Annotated in this window: 11 protein-coding genes; 9 read left to right on the top strand and 2 right to left on the bottom strand. The window is 52.0% G+C overall.

Going from position 1 to position 18,456, the window contains the following annotated elements:
• The first annotated feature begins 150 nt into the window (after positions 1-150).
• The gene (locus tag AC0LWN_RS18090) at positions 151-3,081 is read left to right on the top strand and encodes a glycosyl hydrolase 115 family protein (protein WP_474667686.1); all 2,931 of its coding nucleotides are present in this window, start codon (positions 151-153) and stop codon (positions 3,079-3,081) included.
• 295 nt (positions 3,082-3,376) lie between these two features.
• On the opposite strand, the gene AC0LWN_RS18085 is transcribed toward AC0LWN_RS18090, so the two are convergent.
• Entirely contained in the window at positions 3,377-4,156 is a 780-nt protein-coding gene (locus tag AC0LWN_RS18085; RefSeq protein WP_474667681.1) for an AraC family transcriptional regulator, read from the bottom strand.
• A gap of 147 nt (positions 4,157-4,303) precedes the next feature.
• On the opposite strand from AC0LWN_RS18085, the gene AC0LWN_RS18080 reads away from it, so the two are divergent.
• The 4 genes from AC0LWN_RS18080 to AC0LWN_RS18065 all read left to right on the top strand — a co-directional run bounded on the left by AC0LWN_RS18080 (position 4,304) and on the right by AC0LWN_RS18065 (position 10,420).
• Positions 4,304-7,408 carry a hybrid sensor histidine kinase/response regulator gene (locus AC0LWN_RS18080; RefSeq protein WP_474667903.1) on the top strand — a complete coding sequence of 1,035 codons (3,105 nt, stop codon included), beginning with the start codon at positions 4,304-4,306 and terminating at the stop codon, positions 7,406-7,408.
• A gap of 25 nt (positions 7,409-7,433) precedes the next feature.
• On the top strand, positions 7,434-8,549 hold the full coding sequence (locus tag AC0LWN_RS18075; RefSeq protein ID WP_474667679.1) for a response regulator: 1,116 nt from the start codon (positions 7,434-7,436) through the stop codon (positions 8,547-8,549).
• Positions 8,550-8,643: 94 nt separating this feature from the next.
• A complete protein-coding gene (locus AC0LWN_RS18070) occupies positions 8,644-9,303 on the top strand; it encodes a class I SAM-dependent methyltransferase (protein WP_474667677.1) in 660 nt (219 codons plus the stop codon).
• Positions 9,304-9,424: 121 nt separating this feature from the next.
• Positions 9,425-10,420 (top strand): CapA family protein, encoded by a 996-nt coding sequence (locus AC0LWN_RS18065; protein ID WP_474667901.1) that lies wholly within the window; start codon positions 9,425-9,427, stop codon positions 10,418-10,420.
• Positions 10,421-10,464: 44 nt separating this feature from the next.
• Here the strand turns inward: AC0LWN_RS18065 and AC0LWN_RS18060 are convergent, their stop codons facing one another.
• Entirely contained in the window at positions 10,465-11,355 is an 891-nt protein-coding gene (locus AC0LWN_RS18060) for an AraC family transcriptional regulator (RefSeq protein ID WP_474667675.1), read from the bottom strand.
• Positions 11,356-11,467: 112 nt separating this feature from the next.
• Between AC0LWN_RS18060 and galA the strand changes: the two genes are divergently transcribed.
• From galA to AC0LWN_RS18040, 4 genes are all read left to right on the top strand, one after another.
• Positions 11,468-13,849, top strand: a complete 2,382-nt coding sequence (galA, locus tag AC0LWN_RS18055; protein WP_474667673.1) for a beta-galactosidase GalA — start codon at positions 11,468-11,470, stop codon at positions 13,847-13,849.
• Positions 13,850-13,990: 141 nt separating this feature from the next.
• Positions 13,991-15,715, top strand: coding sequence for a sensor histidine kinase (locus tag AC0LWN_RS18050; protein WP_474667671.1), 1,725 nt, complete (start codon positions 13,991-13,993; stop codon positions 15,713-15,715).
• A gap of 51 nt (positions 15,716-15,766) precedes the next feature.
• Entirely contained in the window at positions 15,767-17,335 is a 1,569-nt protein-coding gene (locus AC0LWN_RS18045; protein ID WP_474667669.1) for a response regulator, read from the top strand.
• A gap of 185 nt (positions 17,336-17,520) precedes the next feature.
• Positions 17,521-18,447, top strand: a complete 927-nt coding sequence (locus AC0LWN_RS18040) for an ABC transporter permease (protein WP_474667667.1) — start codon at positions 17,521-17,523, stop codon at positions 18,445-18,447.
• Positions 18,448-18,456: the final 9 nt, after the last annotated feature.

Here is an 18,456-nt window from a genome sequence, read left to right as displayed (position 1 = left end):
CAGCTCAACGAGCAAAACGGATTTCCTTTAATTATTACAAAAAGTTTCTAGTTTTCACATGGTGATTGAAATCGCTTTACTTATATAATGTGCCTAAGAATAAATGCACCTAAATATTTGAAATAAAGGATGCCAAGGAGAGAGATTTCAATGACAACGAATCGCGCTGTGGAAGCCGGAGGAGCAGAAGGATCAGGCAGCTTGGCGGAGCAGCCGGAGTACTCGGCAGTCAAGGCTTTGACGCTGGTGAAGCAGGGAAAAGCGGCCAAGCTGTACCTGGACCCCAAGGGGGAGGATTATGACGGATTGCGCCGGGTGGCGGGGTCGTTCGCCACAGATGTGCAACTGGTAACCGGGGCTCTGCCTGAACTTTTCACACAAATTGAAGCGCTGGATGGAACGGTGATCATCGCCGGGTCCATTGGCAGCAATGAGGTTATTGATTCATTAATCGCGGAGGGCGTTTTGGATGTATCCTCCATACAAGGCAAGAGGGAATGCTACCGTATCCAGTTGATTGGGCGTCCGATTGCAGGAGTGGATCAGGCACTTGTTATAGCGGGCAGTGATAAGCGGGGGACGATCTACGGCATCTATTCGATTTCCGAAATGATCGGAGTCAGTCCGTGGGTATATTGGGGAGATGTTGTCCCGGAGAAGAAGCCGCTCCTGACCCTTTCCGCAAGCCAGCTCAATATTACCTCCAAAGAACCATCCGTAAAATATAGAGGGATCTTCCTGAACGACGATTGGCCGTCCTTAGGCTCTTGGGTGACCCAGGCGTTCGGCGATTTCAACGAAGAGTTCTACGACAAGGTGTTTGAGCTGATCCTTAGACTGAAGGGGAACTATTTATGGCCAGCCATGTGGAGCGCCGAGTTCAGCCTGAACGGTAAAAGCAGCCCGATTGCCAATGCCCGTCATGCAGAGGAATATGGCATTATCATGGGAACCTCCCATCATGAGCCTTTGTTCCGGGCCGGCAGCGAATGGCAGAAGGTACACCAGCAGTACGGAAGCAGCAATTTGTGGGATTTTGCCCGGAACAAACAAGCCATCACTGCCTTCTGGGAAGACGGAATAAAGCGCAACAAGGACTTTCACAACCTGATTACACTAGGCATGCGCGGGGAGGAAGATTCTGCGCTGGAAGGCTCTGACCGGGAAAATATTGAGCTGCTGAAGGACATCATCCTGACGCAGAAGGAGCTGCTTAAGAAGTACAATCTGGATCAGGCGCCGCAAATCTTAGCCGTCTATAAGGAGGTCGAGAAATATTGGTACGGCACAGCCGAGGTGGAGGGGCTCAAGGACTGGGATGTCCTGGATGATGTTACGATTCTGCTGGCAGACGACAACTTCGGCAATCTCCGCAAAATTCCGGCGGGTCGTGAGCAGCAGCGCAGCGCGGGCTGGGGGATGTACTACCATTTTGACTATCACGGCGGCCCCCATTCCTATGAATGGGTGAATACCATTCCGCTTGAGAAGATTTGGGAGCAAATGTCCATGGCGTTCGATTACGGTATCCGCGATGTGTGGATCGTCAATGTCGGAGACCTGAAGCCGATGGAATTGCCGATAGCTTACTTTCTGGATTTGGCATATGATTTTGACGCATGGGGAACTGAAGCCATCAACCGGACTGCGGAATATACCAAGCGGTGGGTGAAGCAGCAGTTTGGATTAGGCCTGGAAGCTGAGACGATAGAAGGAATCGCACAGTTATTATCGGATTACACCCGGATGAACGGCCGGCGCAAACCGGAAATTATCACACCTTCTACCTTCAGCCCGGTCCATGACCATGAGGCGCAGAGAGTCCTGCAGCAAGCGCTCGAAATCGAAAATGCGGCTGATAAATTCTATACGTTGATCCCGGAATCACATAAGGATGCCTACTTCCAGCTCGTCTATTACCCTGCTGTAGCTTCGGCAAATGTGGTCAAAATGCACATCTATGCGGGACTGAGCAGCCTTTACGCCAAACGCGGCAGTGTACTTGCGAACACCTATGCCAAGCTGGCAAATGAAGCCATCGAGCGGGACAAGGAACTGGAACGGGTCTATAACACCGGGATTTCGGGAGGCAAATGGCAGGGTATGATGAGCTCTCCCCACGTAGGGTATGTCAACTGGGATGCGAAAGGGTGGAAATATCCGAAGGCAAGCACAATAATCCCGGCCAAGTGCCCTCAGATGATTATTGCTGTGGAGGGAACGGAGCAAGCGTATGTGTCGGGTACAGCCAGTCTTCCGGTGTTTACAAATCTGCAGCAAGAGACGTATGACATTACGATCAGCAATGGCGGAGAAGCGGGATTTGAGTATGAGGCGGAGTGCAGCGCGGACTGGATCAGGCTCGAAAAGACCCGGGGATGGCTTGATACAGGAGAGACAATTCAGGTTACTGTAGATTGGGAAAAAGCAGCAGGGACTTCGTCAGGTGAAATTACTTTCTCCGGCGCTGGCGAAACCGTGAAGGTGACGGCAGCCGTGGAGTGGACCGACATTCAGGATGTGCCGCCGATGACATTTATTGAAGCCCATGATGTAGTGTCGATGGAGGCGGAGCATGCGTTATGCCGCGTATCCAAATCCGGGGTCGAGTGGAAAATTATCGGGAACTATGGACGTTCGTTATCTTCGGTCAAAATGTATCCGCACGATGCCTCTTTTGGACAACCGGAGCATGCGCCATATCTGGAGTACCGGATTCTTGTGCATCGGGACGGGGATTACAGCTTGACCGCTTATATTGCGCCAACAAATCATCTGTCGCCGGTCAGCGGCTTGAAATATGCAGCAGGCTTTGACAGCGAAACGCCGGTGATTGTTGACGCCCTGCCGGCGGATTATGAGGGCGGCAATCATGACAATGAACCGTGGTGCCGCGCAGTTATGGACAATATTCATACCGTGACCACCCGGCATCCTTTGGCAAAAGGCATGCATACCCTCCGCTTTTACGGCCTCGATGCCGGACTTGTTCTGCAAAAGCTTGTGCTGTCCGCACTTCCGCTCCCTTATTCGTACCTGGGGCCACAGGAGAGCTTCTATACCGGACAGCCCGTACGTTAAGGTCTTGGTCTATATAAGTTGAATTAAAAAAATCATAAAAAAGGTAGGAGTGCGGAGGGGAAGTTTGGAACTGTAGGAGCGATAGCGACCGCCTGAGAGCTTTCCGTAGGAAAGCTGGCGTCGTAAGCATAAGCTGTCTACGGATTTCCACCGCGAACAGCGGTATGAATCAAGAAATCTGTAGACAACAGCGGCCGGAAGTCCAAACATTCCCTGTAGTCACGACCAGATCCCTAATATGAAAATCTAAAGTTTAACTTATATAGCCGGGTCAAAGAAAGAACCATACCCTCCGTTATTTCAAGGCGGATGACGGAGGGTATCCTTTTATATGCTTGAAGACATTGCTGAAATAGGCAACATCATGATAACCGCAGTGCTCCGCTACTTCCGTAACATTGAACCCACCTGCCGAGAGAATCATTTCGGCGTTGTTCACCCGCACCCTGTTCATGAATTCCTTGCAGGTTGACCCGGTGTTCTGCTTGAACAGCTTGCCCAGATATACGGGATTCAGGCCGACCAAATCGGCCAGGCTGCCAATCGTGACGTCCTCCGAATAGTGGTCCATGATATAGGTCATCGCTTTATGGACCCGCGGATCAAGGAGAGGTGCCTCCTGATGGTGGGCGATGCTGAGCAGACGATACACAATCAATTGGAATATGGCCCGGGCTTTCATTCTGTAGAAGGGCTGCTTGCCCATCCAGACATGTGAGAATTCTCTGATGTCCTCCACAATCTCTTTTGTCATCCAGTTCTTGGTTACTGGCGCAAAAGGGAGCCGCACGTGATTGTCCGCCCCCTCCCAGAAGAAATTAAAGGCGAAGGAATGCATCGGCGCTTCTTTGGAGGTTACGGCTTCCCGGACGCTGCCGGAAGGAACATAGAGCATATCGCCGGCTGTGGCCGTGAACTTCTCCCCGTTAATAGAGTAGGTTGATTCTCCTTCGACGATGAACGTAAGATCATGGAAATCAATCTTGCTGCTGACAATCTGCCAGTCCGGAAATGATCTGCGGTCAACGAAGAGGCAAATATTCGGTACAAGATTCTCATATTTACTAATGTGCATTACCCTCACTTCCTCCTTCCAATAAATCATAGCATCCCGGATTCGAATGATAAATAGACGGGCGGATTTTGCGAGATTTTTGTGAGCGCTCTGCGGTAAAATAGATAGAGCTATACATAGTGAGAGGGGCCTCGCATATTGAGAATTGTGAATGTCCGCAGAATTGCGGGGATATGTTCGTTTTTTATCTTTACCTTTTCACTGTTATTGATGCTCTATTCCCAAACCGGCACAAGCCGCAATCTTCCGCAGGCGCGGCAGGGCGTGCTGGATTTGACCTCCTGGGATTTGGAGGAGCAAGGCCGGGTCAATCTGGATGGAGAATGGGAATTCTATGAAAATAAGCTGCTGAGTCCGGCAGATTTTCAGCAAGGAAGCCATCCAAAGGCCGCCTATTTATCCGTCCCCGGTACCTGGAAAGGCAAAAGTGAAGACGGCGGGATGCACCGTAAGGGCTACGGAACCTATCGTCTCCAGGTGAAACTGAAGCAGGCGGATGAGGTGCTCGGCCTGAAAATAAAAAGCATCCGCATGTCCCAGAAGCTGTTCATCAACGGCAAACAGGCAGGAGAGAGCGGACTGCCAGCGGAGGACAGCGGCTCATTTAAGCCGGGGAATACACCGTATACTGTATTTTTTCATGCCAATTCCAGGACGGTTGACATTGTGCTTCAAGTGTCCAACTTCAACTTTGTCACCGGAGGGATTGTGAACCCGATTCCTTTTGGCACACAAGAGGATATTACCCGGGTGAACACTATCCAGCTTGGCGTCGATATCGGCATCATTCTGGTCTTGAGCATGTTCGGCGCATACCATTTCAGCTTCTTTTTTGTGGGGCGCAGGGAGAAGGAGTATCTGCTTAGCGGTTTGTATCTGCTGCTGCTTGCCTTACAAAGCTCTCTATATGGAGAAAAAATATTTCAGCGGCTGCTTCCGGGCTTTCCGTTCGACATTGCTTATAAGCTGCTGGAGATCAGCCAGTTCCTCGGCGGGTCCGTTATTATTGTGTTCTTTTGTACTGTGGAACCCGGTCTGATGGCGCCCAAGCGGCTTAGACTGATCCTCTCGCCATTTGTTCTGTATCTCATTGCGGTTCTGTTTCTGCCGTATTCTGTACATATCAGTGTGAAATATTTTTTCATGCTGTATCTCACAGTCGTCGTAGTTGGCATCATCATGAGAATGGTGTATTTATATTTCCGCAGGCAGAGCCATGCGGCGGACCGGGCAGAGCTGCTGCTGTTTATTGGCGGGGCTATCGCGCTGATGATCTCCCTCGTTGACGGAAGCCTGTATTCGGAAAATATTGTGCAGAGCGATTTGGCGGGAAGATTCGGAATCATTGCTTTTATTATTCTGATCAACACTTTGCTCGCCGTAAGGTTCTCCAATGCCTATGACAAAACAGAGGTTCTGTCCCGTCAACTGCTGGTCTCGAACCAGCTTAAGGATGAGTTCCTGATGAACACCTCGCATGAGATCAAAACGCCGCTGCATGGCATTATGAATATGACTTCATTTTTGCTGGAGGATGGGGAAGAGAATCTGCAGGACAGTCAAAAGCAGAATCTCTGGCTGATCAAGGATACGTCAACGAAGCTGTCGATGCTGATCCAGGATTTGATAGATGTCAGCCGCCTGAAGCATGGGGAGCTGCGCCTGCAGAGAACGGTAGTTGATCTGAGGGTGGCCTCGCAAATCGTCTTTGACGTGCTGCAATTCGAGCTTGCGGGCAAGGAAGTTCATCTGGATAACAGGGTTGAACCGGATATTTGGGTTCTGGCCGATGACAGCCGGCTGCGGCAGGTGATGTACAATCTGGTACACAATGCTATCAAGCATACGGATAGAGGGTCGATTGTCATTGCTGCAAGGACGCTCGGCAACCAGGTCTCGATTACAGTTGAGGACACTGGAACAGGGATACCTGAAGATAAGTATAATGCGATATTTGAATATTTTGAGCAGGTGGATCAGCCGCTGCCGCAGGACGGATATACAGGGATGGGAGTTGGTCTGTACATCAGCAGAAAGCTGGTGGAACGGATGGGCGGAGAAATCCGCGTGGATTGGTCGGAGCTCGGCAAGGGGACGCGGATGATTTTTACACTGCCGTATGTGGAGCAGATCCCGGGCTACCGCGAAACGGCTGCCGCCGGAGCTATGGAAAAGCATGCTTCATATGAGCGTACTTCGCTTGATATAATTGACCGGAGCGGGTATACGATTCTTATTGTCGATGATGAAGCGTCGAACATTCATATACTGCTCAACCTTCTTGGCCGGCATCATTATAATGTGATCACTGCGTTCTCGGCCAAAGAAGCAGTGGTCAAAATGCAGCAGCATCCGAATGTGGATCTGGTCATTCTGGACGTGATGATGCCCGGAACCTCCGGTATTGAGCTTTGCCGGACGCTGCGCAGACATCATTCCATTCTTGACCTGCCGATTCTGTTCGCCACCGTCAAGGACTCGCCGGCGGATATTGCCCTTGGCTTCCGGGCTGGTGCGAATGATTATGTGACCAAGCCTTTTGACGGTGAAACCCTGATCGCCCGGATCCAGACCCTGATTGCCATGAAGACTTCGATACGGGATGCTATACGCAACGAGCAGGCTTTTCACCAGGCCCAGATCAAGCCGCATTTTCTGTATAACGCTATGAGCAGCATCATTTCATTCTGTTATACCGATGGGGAGAAGGCAGCCTATCTGCTGTCCATGCTCAGCCAGTATATCCGTTTTATTCTCGATATGGACCGCTCTACCCTGGTTGTTCCTCTGCACCGTGAGCTGGAGCTGATTCAGGCTTACGTGGAGATTGAGCAGGCCCGGTTCGGGGAACGTTTCGATTTTGTGTGTCAGGTGGACGAAGGGCTCGGCTCCGTTGAAATTCCTTCACTATGCATCCAGCCTTTTGTAGAGAATGCGATCCGGCACGGGCTGTTTGAGAAAGAGGGGCAGGGCTTGGTATCGCTCAAGATTCAAGCGGGTGAGGGTTATATGAAGGTTACGATTGAAGATGATGGCGTGGGCATCCCTAATGACCTGCTGTATCAATTAACGGGAAACGGACAGCTTGGCGGAAGCATCGGCATTCATAATATTCGCAAGCGGCTGGATGTTATCTCCGGGGCCAGCTTGACGATTCACTCCGAGCCGGGAGGCGGGACCAAGGTGATGATGTATCTGCCAGCTAACCGCAGTACTGCGGGCGGGAACGGTGAGATGAGCATCTACCGGTAATTGCTGAGGAGAAAGGACGGGAGATATGATGTTTCGAGCCGTTATTGTTGAAGACGAGCAGCCGATTCTTGATTTAATGAAGGTGCTTATTGGGCGTAATTCGGATTACACGATTGTCGGAGCCTTCACTAGTCCCCTGGAGGCGCTTGCCAGTCTGCCGGAGCTGAAGCCGGACGTGATCTTCATTGACGTGGAGATGCCGAAGATGAATGGGCTTGAGCTGGCGGGCAGGGTTCACAAGCTCATGGAGTCCACGGAAATCGTGTTCACTACAGCCTACAAGAATTATGCGCTGGAAGCCTTCGAGGTGTCCGCTCTTGATTATATCCTCAAGCCTGTGACGATGGGTGCGATCAAAAGGGTTACGGAACGTCTGCTCAAGCGCCTGGGAACGGCCGCCCCCCTTGAACAGCAGGTAACGGGTCCAACGATCTGCTGCTTCGGCGGATTTGACGTCCGCAATTCAGCGGGCCAGCCGGTTCACTTCCGGACACGCCGGGCAGAGGAGCTGTTTGCTTATTTCCTGTGCCACCCGGGGCGGTACATCAGCAAATGGAAGCTGACGGATTTGCTGTGGCCGGACATGCAGGATGAGCGGGGATCGTCGAATTTACATAATACACTCTATCTTCTGAAAAAAGTGCTGAAGGAAAATGATTTTGGCATGAGCATTCAGAAAGTGAACGACGGGTACGTGCTGGAGGCCGGAAGTAAGGAATATGATGTGCAGATCTTTCAGCGGCTGCAGAATCTATCTGCCGAAGGGAGAATAGAAGCGGATCAGGCGGAACAGCTCATTTCCCTGTATCGGGGACCGCTGTTCGAGGGGAAACCCTATTTATGGAAAATATCGCTGGAAGAGGCGTATTTCAAGCAGTATACGGCACTGGTTCGCTGGCTGGTTGCTAGAGACCTGGCTTCCCGGAACTCTAGTAAAGCGGAAGAGCGGCTGGATGCGTACCTGGCGCACTATCCGCTGCAGGAGGACATGCTTCAGCTCTTATTCGACATTTACAGCAAGCACGGGAAGAAGGAGAAAATCATCAGACTCTATGAAAACTTCGAAACGGCATACCGCAAGGAGCTTGGACTGGAGCCCTCCGGGGAGCTGAGAAACAGGGTTGCAGCTTATTTAGGTTAAGCGTATCCCGGCGGCAGATGTAAGGTTATGGCATGAAACGGAGATTCCTGAATATACTCTCACTACCGAATTACCTCTAAAAGGAGTCCTGGCCATGCCGACACATCCGTATGTTTCCCGTTTCTTTGTGTATGACGATGCCCGCCGCGAGCAGCTCGTTTATGAGCTGCCGGAATCCTGGTGGAGCCGCCCTTATGAGTACGAATGGTGTACAAATTTCATTTCGCCTCATGATGTAGTGCTTGATGCTGCGAGCGGTATTGCAGAGCCGCTCAAGTTCTATCTCGCAGGCCGCAGTGCGGAGGTTCACGCCTGTGATATTGATGCGCGGATTCTATCGTGGGATGCGATTATGCAGGAAATTGCTGATGAGATCGGCGAAGAAGCGGTGCAGCTTGCTCAGGCCAGCCGGACGCCCAGGCTCCATCTGGCCCAGACCGACCTTACTGCGCTTCCGTATGCGGATGAGAGCTTTGATACGATCTTTTGCATCTCCGTCCTGGAGCATTTATCACTGGAGGATTCTGTACGAGCCATACAGGAGTTTCACCGCACGCTGAACGGAGAAGGGCTGCTTGTGCTGACCTTTGAATATCCGACCGTTAATCTGCAGAGGATGAATGATTTATTGCTGCAGGCCGGATTTCAGTATTGGGGTGAGACGGATTTCATGCTTCCGGGGGATGCCGTGCGTTCCGGGGAATCAGGCGGGCTGAGCTGTTTCCGGGCGGTGCTCAAGAAGGGGCAGGCCTAATCTCTTAATCTACCATTTATTTGGATTTTCTCTCTCTATTGTAGTAGAATAGTTGCAGATTTTACAAATAGAGAGGGGTCACACAATTTTGCGCAGATTTGCATTCATTACTATCCTGTTCATTCTGTTGCTTCCGTCACCGGCTGTGTTCAGTGAGGGGGCTTCAACCCGGGAGAACATCACCCTTGCTTTTGCCGGTGACATTCTGCTGGATGGATTTGTCGGCGATCAGATCGAGAGATATGGCGTCAACTTTCCTTTTGTTAAGGTAGCGCCTGTTCTGAAGCAAGCGGACATTGCCTTTGCCAACCTGGAGACACCGGTATCTGTAAGAGGGCAGGCGGCGGAGAAAACCTTTGCGTTTCGCTCCAAGCCGGCGGCGCTTGCGGGACTGAACTACGCGGGGATTGATGGCGTAACTTTGGCCAATAATCATATTCTGGATTTCGGACAGAACGCTATGCTGGATACGCTCATTCATCTCGATAAATACAAGATTGGGCATACCGGAGCAGGCAAGGACAGCGATGAAGCGTTCAAGCCTTACACCCGGACGGTTAAAGGCAAAAAGATCGCCGTGCTCGGCACTAGCCGCGTGCTCTCCAGTCCTTCCTGGTATGCTGGTAAAAGCCACCCCGGTGCTGCTTCCGCCTATACGCCCGAGCCGCTGCTGGGCGCGATTAAGAAATCGGCGAAGGAGAACGACTACACCATTGTATATGTCCACTGGAATACGGAGTTTAAGGACTATCCCGAGAAATATGCCCGGACACTGGCAAAGCAGATGATCGACAGCGGGGCGGATATGATTCTCGGTGCGCACAGCCATTGTCTGATGGGGATTGAATACTACAAGCACAAGCCAATCTATTATTCGTTGGGCAACTTTGTCTTCAACCGCTCCACACGCGGCGGCGACAAAACGTTGCATTCGATGCTGGTCCAATTTAACATCGCCAATGATGGTGTGACCAGCAGGGTTACTCCGGTCAAGATTATCGGCGGACAGCCTAATTTTATGGGCGATGCCTACAATAAAGACACCATCAAGCGGCTGAATCAGCTCTCGTTCAATGCGAGAATTGCTGCGAATGGAGAGGTAAGCGAGAAGCTTTGAGCTGAACTGAAGATGTTATGCAAAGGCCCAGGCGATTAGTTGTTCTAATCGCTTGGGTCTTTGTTTGTGGAAGAGAGGATGCTGCCCCTGCTGGCGGATTTCCACAGCTCCTCCCGGTAGGCCCCCGGCGCTGTTCCATAAGCTTTCTTGAAGGCGCGGATGAAATAATTGGGCTCCAGCCCCAGGCGGCCGGCGATTTCCTTGATGGGCATGTCCGGCTGCGTCTCCATCCACTTTACAGCCTGGTTCAGCCGCAGGCCTTGTAAGTACGCATGAGGAGTAATGCCATAGGCTTCACGGAAAATCCGCATGAAATGCTGGACCGAATAGCCCACAACATGGGCAATATTGGACATCTGCAGGGTTTCGGTGAAATGCTCCTGCATATATCCGGTGGCCCGCCGCAGCGCCTCCTCCGCAGGGCGGCTTCCCGGAAGAGAGACAGGGACGGAGGGCAGCTCCGCCAGATCCGCGAGCAGCAGGAAAAAGGAATAAAGCTGGCTGGAAATGTGCGAGGCCCGGGACGATTCCGCTTGGTCCGCAAGCTCCCAGAGCAGCTTCAGAGGAGCCATCAGCGCCTTTGCATCGCTCAGCGGGATCGCTGTGCTGAACGGCAGACCGCAGCCGCGGATGAGCTCTTCGGCAATTCTGCCCTTGAACCCGATGTAGCCAACCATCCAAGGGGCCCCAGGCAGCGGAAAGTACTCATGCGGCTGACCGGTAGGCAGAATCAGTGCTTGTCCGGCTTCCAGGGTCAGTGTTTTTCCATCCTTGAACCGGACACGGCCTTTGCCTTCGAAAGCAATGAAGCACTGCGGCACAAGATAACCGGATGGCCGGGAGATGGGATGCTGTGCATGGCAGCCGATATTGTACAGGGCCAGCGGCAATCTCGGGTTCTGATCATCGGAGGACAGGCGGAACGGAAACAGCATAGAATTATCCCTCACATTCAAATTGTGCTATATCGTAATAGCATTGTGCTAACTGTTTATTGATAATCTAATCTACTATATGAATATAGTCCAGTAAGGAGGCGTTAGCAAGGTGAGCTTGGAAGCAGGGAGAAGCAGAAGCTTGTTTGATGAGAATTGGAGCTTTTACAAAGGGGATATCCATATTCCACTTGCCGTCAAGGCGGGGATGACAGGCGGTATTTCCGACTGTGGTTCCTACCAGGAGGGCGAATGGCTGGATATTGCTTTTAACGATAAAGGGATGGGCCAGCGGCAATTGGAGTGGCAGAACGTGAGTCTGCCGCATGACTGGTGTGTGGAACAGCAGTATGTGCAGGATGAGTCGCTGGGTTCAAGAGACGGCAGCCACGGATATTTGCCGGGGGGAGTAGGCTTTTACCGCAAAAGCTTCGAGCTTCCGGCAGAGGGAGCCGGACGCAAGTGGGCAGTCCGCTTCGACGGAGTGTCGGGCTTAAGCACAGTGTGGGTCAATGGACATTTGATCGGTGAGCATAGGGGAGGATATATCGGATTCGCCTATGATTTGTCGGATGTACTTCGTTATGGTGAAGAAGGCCGGAACGTCATTCTTGTTAAGGTGGATGCAACAGAATGTGAGGGCTGGTGGTATGAGGGCTGCGGCATATACCGCCATGTCTGGCTGGAACAGACGGACCGCCTGCATGTAGCCGAGTATGGAACTTATATTACGACACCGGAGGTCGCGCAGCAGCAGGCTGTGGTGCATGTGAGCACCCGCATCTGCAATGAATATGCCGGGGAACGGTCAGTCTCGCTGCATACGGAGATTTACGATGCTGCCGGAAAGCGGGTCTGCGGCGGAGCGGCGCAAGTGAATGTGGACTGGTATGGCGAGACGGAGCTGGAGCAGATATTTAAGGTGGAGCAGCCGGCACTTTGGTCTCCAGACACACCTTGCTTATATAAGGCGGTATCTATTGTGAGAAATGGCGGGATCGAGGTTGACCGGTATGAGACGGTGTTCGGCATCCGCAGCATCCGTTTTGATGCAGAGGAAGGCTTTTTCCTGAACGGGGAGCCTCATCTCATTAAAGGAACCTGCAACCATCAGGATTTTGCCGGAGTGGGGGTTGCGCTTCCGGACAGTCTGATTGAATACAAGCTGAAGCTGCTGAAGGAAATGGGCTCAAATAGCTACCGCAGTGCGCACCATCCTCCGACCCCCGAGCTGCTGGATATCTGCGACCGGATCGGCATGCTGGTGATGGACGAGAACCGCAAACTTGACAGCAGTCCAAACGGACTGTCTCAGTTGAAGCGGATGCTCTACCGGGACCGCAATCATCCTTCTGTGATCATCTGGAACCTGGAGAATGAGGAGGTGCTCGAAGGAACTGTAACGGGCATGCGCATTCTGAAGACCCTGGCGGAAACCGCAAGAAGAATAGACCCGACGCGGCCGACTTCCGCTGCCATGAATCATGGCTGGAACGAGAATGGCTACAATGATGTTGTTGACATTACAGGCTACAATTATGGACACCGGGACCATCTTGATATCCGCGACCATGAGCGGTATCCGGAGCGCGTGATCATCGGCAGCGAATGTGCCAGCTATACCACGACCCGGGGAATCTATGAGGACGATCCGGTGCGGGGTTACTGCTCCGAATATGGCACGAATGTTCCTTCATGGGGCTGCAGTCCGCAGCAGGCCTGGACAGATATGGTGAACAACCGTTTTCTCACCGGGGTTTTCATGTGGACCGGGTTCGATTACCGGGGCGAGCCGACACCTTATCTGTGGCCGTGTGTGAACTCGCATTTCGGGCTGATGGACACCTGCGGGTTCCCGAAAGACAGCTACTATTACATGCAGGCGGTCTGGAAGGATGAGCCGATGGTTCACGTGTTCCCACATTGGAATTGGCCGGGGTCAGAAGGCAAGCCGGTGGAGGTGCGGGTATTCTCCAATACCGACACTGTAGAGCTGTTCCTGAATGGTGCAAGTCTGGGTGAGCAACAGGTGAACCGGACCGGGTATTTGTCGTGGGAGGTTATGTATGAGCCGGGGGAATTAAAAGCAATAGGGAAACGCGGCGGCCTGCCGGTTGCCGAGAAAGCGGTCGTTACAGCAGGCCAGCCCTATCAAATCCGCTTGGTCCCGGACCGCTTGGCGGGAAAAGCGGACGGGGCGGACACCATTCCGGTTCGCGTGGCTATTGTGGACAGGCAAGGGCATGTTGTTCCGACGGCCGACAATGAGATCCGGTTTGAAGTGGAGGGAGCAGGGCATCTGCTTGGAGTAGGCAATGGCAATCCCAGCAGTCATGAGCCGGATAAGGCGGCGGTACGGCGGGCTTTTAACGGCTGGTGCCTGGCCCTGATCCAGTCTTCTTCAGAAGCGGGAGCTATTACGGTGCGAGCCGTCTCTACGGGGCTGGCAACCGCAGAAGCTGATTTGCATACAACCTCCGGAGATTCCATTTAATTGAAAATAAACTTGGCGCCGGAAGAAATTCCGGCGTTTTTTTGACGTCTCACAATTTATCTTCTTACCGCAGCCTATTTATTTCTGGGTGGGGGAACGATAATATAGACATACCGAATTCATACAGAGGATGTTTCGCTAATGATGCCTAAGCTCAAGAAATACATGCCTTTTACCTACAAAATGATGATTCCCTATCTCCTGCTTGTTCTGCTGACCGATGTGGTCATCGGATACATCTCCTACTCCATGCTGACCGATTCCCGGACGGAGATGGCGGAGTCGAACATAAGAACAGGGATGGAGCAGGCAAGGACCAATATCCGCTACCAGATGGATGAGATTCAGAGAATGTCGGACAACCTGTTCGGGAGTCAGCCCTTCCAACGCGCACTTGAACTGAAGGGGACGCCGTTTGAAATTTATCTGGCTATGCTCGATGAGATAGTTCCCCAGATAACTGCACCGCTGCAGCTGTTCGGGAACAAGATCCGGTTCATGCTCTATACACCAAACAGTAAGCTCAACATTGTATCCGGGGACAATCTGAATGATCCGATTATTGACAGCGATTATTATATCCTGCCGCTTCAGGACATTGCCGGAACCGACTGGTACCAGTCCCTCAAGGATTCGAAACGGGATAATCTGTGGCTGCAGATTGATACAGACCAGAAGCTGGATAACATTTCGCATGTCCGCAGACTGGTCAACTTCAGCGATTACAAAACCGTGATCGGTTATGTGCGCATCACCGTATCTCTGGAGGATCTGTTCGGCGGTTTTGACACCTTCCCCCTGGAGGAGGGGATTACCCTCCGGCTTGTGGACGAGTCTACTGGCGGCATCCTGTTCCAGCGCGGCAAGGCTAATTATGATGCTGGAAGCGAGAATTTTCTCAGTCTGCATGAGCAGATTCCCGGCAGCAGCTTTGTTATCGAATCTTTGGTGCCGAGTTCATATCTGACGAAGGATGCCGGCAGGCTGCGCCGGGTAATTGTTGCGGTGTGCGCGCTCAGCTTCCTGGTGATGACAGTTATCGGATATGCGGTTGCCCGTCTTTCCGGGCGCAAGATGAGCCGCATCGTGGGGCTGGTGCGTGCTTTTCAGGAAGGGAACTTCCAGAAGCGCATCCGCTTCTCCGGCAATGATGAATTTGTGCAGATCGCGGATTCCTTCAATGTCATGGCCACCAATATTCAGGAGCTGATCAACAGCGTCTATGTGCAGGGTATCCAGAAGAAGCAGGCGGAGCTGGAAGCCCTGCAGGCGCAGATTAATCCGCATTTCCTGTATAATACTCTTTCGACCATAAGCAGCCTAGCGAATCTCGGAGAAATCGGCAAGGTCACGGAAATGGTGCAGGGACTCTCGCGTTTTTACCGCCTGACGCTGAACCAGGGCAACGTGTACATCGAACTGGAAAAAGAGCTGGAGCAGGTTGCCACGTATCTTGAAATCCAGCAGGTCAAATATGCGGATGCCTTCTCCGTCTATGTGGATGTGGACGAGGAGATTCTGCAGATGCGGGTGATTAAGCTGGTGCTGCAGCCGTTCGTGGAGAATGTGTTCAAGCATGCATGGTTTGGAGAGACGATTGCGATCCGCTTAACCGGCAGACGGATTGGCGACAATATCGAGCTGAAGGTCATCGACAACGGAATCGGCATGCGTCCCGAAACGCTCGACCGGATGATGAAGGGGTCAAGTCAGGCCGGAGGTTACGGGGTGAAAAATGTGGACGAGCGGATCAAGCTCAGATACGGAGACGCATACGGCGTCACTATTGCAAGTATTTTTGGAGGCGGTACAACCGTTCGGCTTCTAATGCCCGCCGGGCTTATGGATAACGAGGAGCTCTTGTGAAAAGAGTCCCGCAAGCTGCATCTTGCCTAATTACAGGAGGAAAGTTTCGATATGAGCATCAATGTATTGCTGGTTGACGATGAAGCGATAGATCTGGAGTGGCTGCGGCGCAGAGTGCTTGCCAGCGGACTTAATATTACGGTAGTGGGTACCGCGAGCAGCGGCTTCAATGCACTTAAGATTATGGAAGAGGAACGGATTGATATTATTTTGTCGGACATACGGATGCCGATCATGACTGGAACCGAATTCGCGCGCAGAGCGAAGGTACTGAGTCCGAAGACCAAGATTGTGTTCATCAGCGGGCATGAGGATTTCAGCTATGCCAAAGAAGCGATTGAGATCAACGCCTCCGGCTATTTGCTTAAGCCTGTGCAGGATAAAGATTTGTACGAAATGCTGGGTTCATTATGCGCCAAAATGGAGCAGGAACGGGAGCAGGACCGCTCCTTCAGCGAAGCTCTGTCCCTAGTGAACAAGGAGCTGCTCCTGCGCTGGCTCGATGAGTCTTCTCCTAATCCCGCAGAGCCGCATCTGCGCAGCATCCTGACTCCGCTGCTGCAGAAGGGCGCTGCGGCGGCAATCGTGGAGATTGACGATTTGGAATGGAAGCTGCGTGATCTGTCCGAGGAGGAGGCCCGGAGCATCACGCGGCAAATTGCCGAGCTCATCAAAGCCTTTGCCGAAGACGCGAAGCTGGGTACCTTGATCGCCGTTCACCATACCCGCTTTGTTATTCTGGCGACACTAGTGCAGGAGAGCTTCCTGCCTTTGCTGGAGGAGCTTATCCGCAAGGTGGCGGCGGCCTCTCCCTGCACGGTAACCGTCGGCGTCGGACGTTACGCAACCGAAGAAGCTGAGCTGCATGAATCCTACCAGCAGGCACAGGCTGCGCTGAGTGCCAAGTGGCTGCTGGGCAAGAACCGTCTGATCCGCGATACGACAGAATCATCGCCGAGAGGAACGCCCGGGGCGCAGATTGAAAAGACGGTGGACCTTCTGCTGGAGGCCATTATCCAATATGATCTGGTGGCGATAGATGATCATCTGATGGAGCTGTTCACCAAAGATATGCTGGCGGGTAAAAAGGATGTCTACGAGCTGATTATCCGCATTACCTCGAAGCTCCATGCCGATCTGCAGCAGCAGAACGAGAATCTGTATGAGCTGCTCCAGTGGGAATCTCATCAGCCGGATATCCTGTTCCAGTTCGAGACGATTCACGATATCCTGTCCTGGATGCGGCGCAGATTCTTCGAGCTGTCGGAGCTGCTGTACGTGAAACGGCAGCGGCAGAAGCGCAAGCTGATTGATGAGATTATGCGTTATGTGGAGGAGAATCTGGAGAAGAAGATCACCTTGAAAGAGGTTGCCGCCCACTTCGACTTCACACCGAATTATTTAGGATATCTGTTCAAGGAAGAATACGGGGTGCCGTTCAGCGAATACCTAAATGAGCGCAAGACCAGCCGCGTATCTGAGCTGCTGAGCGACCCGACGCTCAAAATCTATGAAATCGCCGAGCGCATGGGCTACAAGAATATCATTTATTTTAACCGACAGTTCAAGCAGACGACGGGCATGACGCCGGGGGAATACCGTAAGAAGAATAAAATATAGCGTTCCGATCGTTGCCCCGGCTGCTTGTCATTTGGCCGAGGCAACTTTTGTGAGAACGGCAACCTATACATTTTCACTGATCGTTGAAAAAGTATTAGTTTTAGTTGATAGGCTTAATCCCCGCCACTTAAACGGTTCTTTATAATAAAGCCATAGAGAAACAGTGAGAGGGAAGGGGATTCGAGATGAAACAGAAACAACATGGATTCTGGGACGATGTCAAGAAGTATAGATCGCTGCTCTTGATGCTGGTGCCTGCGGTATTGTTCTTCCTGTTGTTCGCTTACGTGCCTATGGCGGGTATTGTGCTGGCATTTAAGCAATTTAATTACACAGGCGGTGTTTTCGGCAGCCCGTGGAATGGACTGGACAACTTCAAATTTTTCTTTGATTCCGGCGACGCCTGGCGCGTAACACGGAACACGGCGCTCTACAATATAGCTTTTATCGTTGTCAACAACGTGCTTCAGATCTTTGCAGCGATCCTGCTGTTCGAGGTTGCGGGCAAATGGTTCCGGAAGCTGACACAGACGGTATTGTTCCTGCCTTACTTCATTTCCTGGGTTGTGGTTGGAGCTATCGCCTATAACCTGTTCAACTTCGATGTAGGTACAATCAACGTATTGCTGAAGGGACTCGGCATGCAGCCGGTCGACATTTACAACACAGCCGCTTACTGGCCGGTTATCCTCGTCGTTGTATCCGCCTGGAAGACGCTGGGCTACGGAACGATCATGTATCTGGCGGCTATCACCAGCATTGATACCGAGATGTATGAGGCGGCTGAAATTGACGGGGCGAATATTTTCCAGCGTATTCTGAAGATTACGGTTCCGAACCTGCTTCCTACAGTCATCATTCTGGTTCTGCTGGCGATCGGCAATATCTTCCGTGGAGATTTCGGGATGTTCTACAACATGGTCGGCAACAACGGGCTGCTGTTCTCATCCACCGACGTCATCGACACCTTCGTATTCCGTTCACTCACGACTTCAAATGAAATTGGAATGTCCGCTGCGGCTGGCTTCTATCAATCACTGCTTGGTTTTGTAACGATTATGCTTGCCAACTACGCAGTACGCAAATACGATAAAGACCGTGCTCTATTCTAGGAAAAGGAG

Source organism: Paenibacillus sp. sgz302115, assembly GCF_056120445.1.
Note: the sequence above shows the minus strand (reverse complement) of the source record. Positions and strands in the feature narration are given on the sequence as shown.

Bases quoted from the DNA above. Each gene is read 5' to 3' on its own strand.
- AC0LWN_RS18090 (WP_474667686.1), top strand. From the start codon at position 151: ATGACAACGAATCGCGCTGTGGAAGCCGGAGGAGCAGAAGGATCAGGC.
- AC0LWN_RS18085 (WP_474667681.1), bottom strand. From the start codon at position 4,156: ATGCACATTAGTAAATATGAGAATCTTGTACCGAATATTTGCCTCTTC.
- AC0LWN_RS18075 (WP_474667679.1), top strand. From the start codon at position 7,434: ATGATGTTTCGAGCCGTTATTGTTGAAGACGAGCAGCCGATTCTTGAT.
- AC0LWN_RS18070 (WP_474667677.1), top strand. From the start codon at position 8,644: ATGCCGACACATCCGTATGTTTCCCGTTTCTTTGTGTATGACGATGCC.
- AC0LWN_RS18060 (WP_474667675.1), bottom strand. From the start codon at position 11,355: ATGCTGTTTCCGTTCCGCCTGTCCTCCGATGATCAGAACCCGAGATTG.
- AC0LWN_RS18050 (WP_474667671.1), top strand. From the start codon at position 13,991: ATGATGCCTAAGCTCAAGAAATACATGCCTTTTACCTACAAAATGATG.
- AC0LWN_RS18045 (WP_474667669.1), top strand. From the start codon at position 15,767: ATGAGCATCAATGTATTGCTGGTTGACGATGAAGCGATAGATCTGGAG.
- AC0LWN_RS18040 (WP_474667667.1), top strand. From the start codon at position 17,521: ATGAAACAGAAACAACATGGATTCTGGGACGATGTCAAGAAGTATAGA.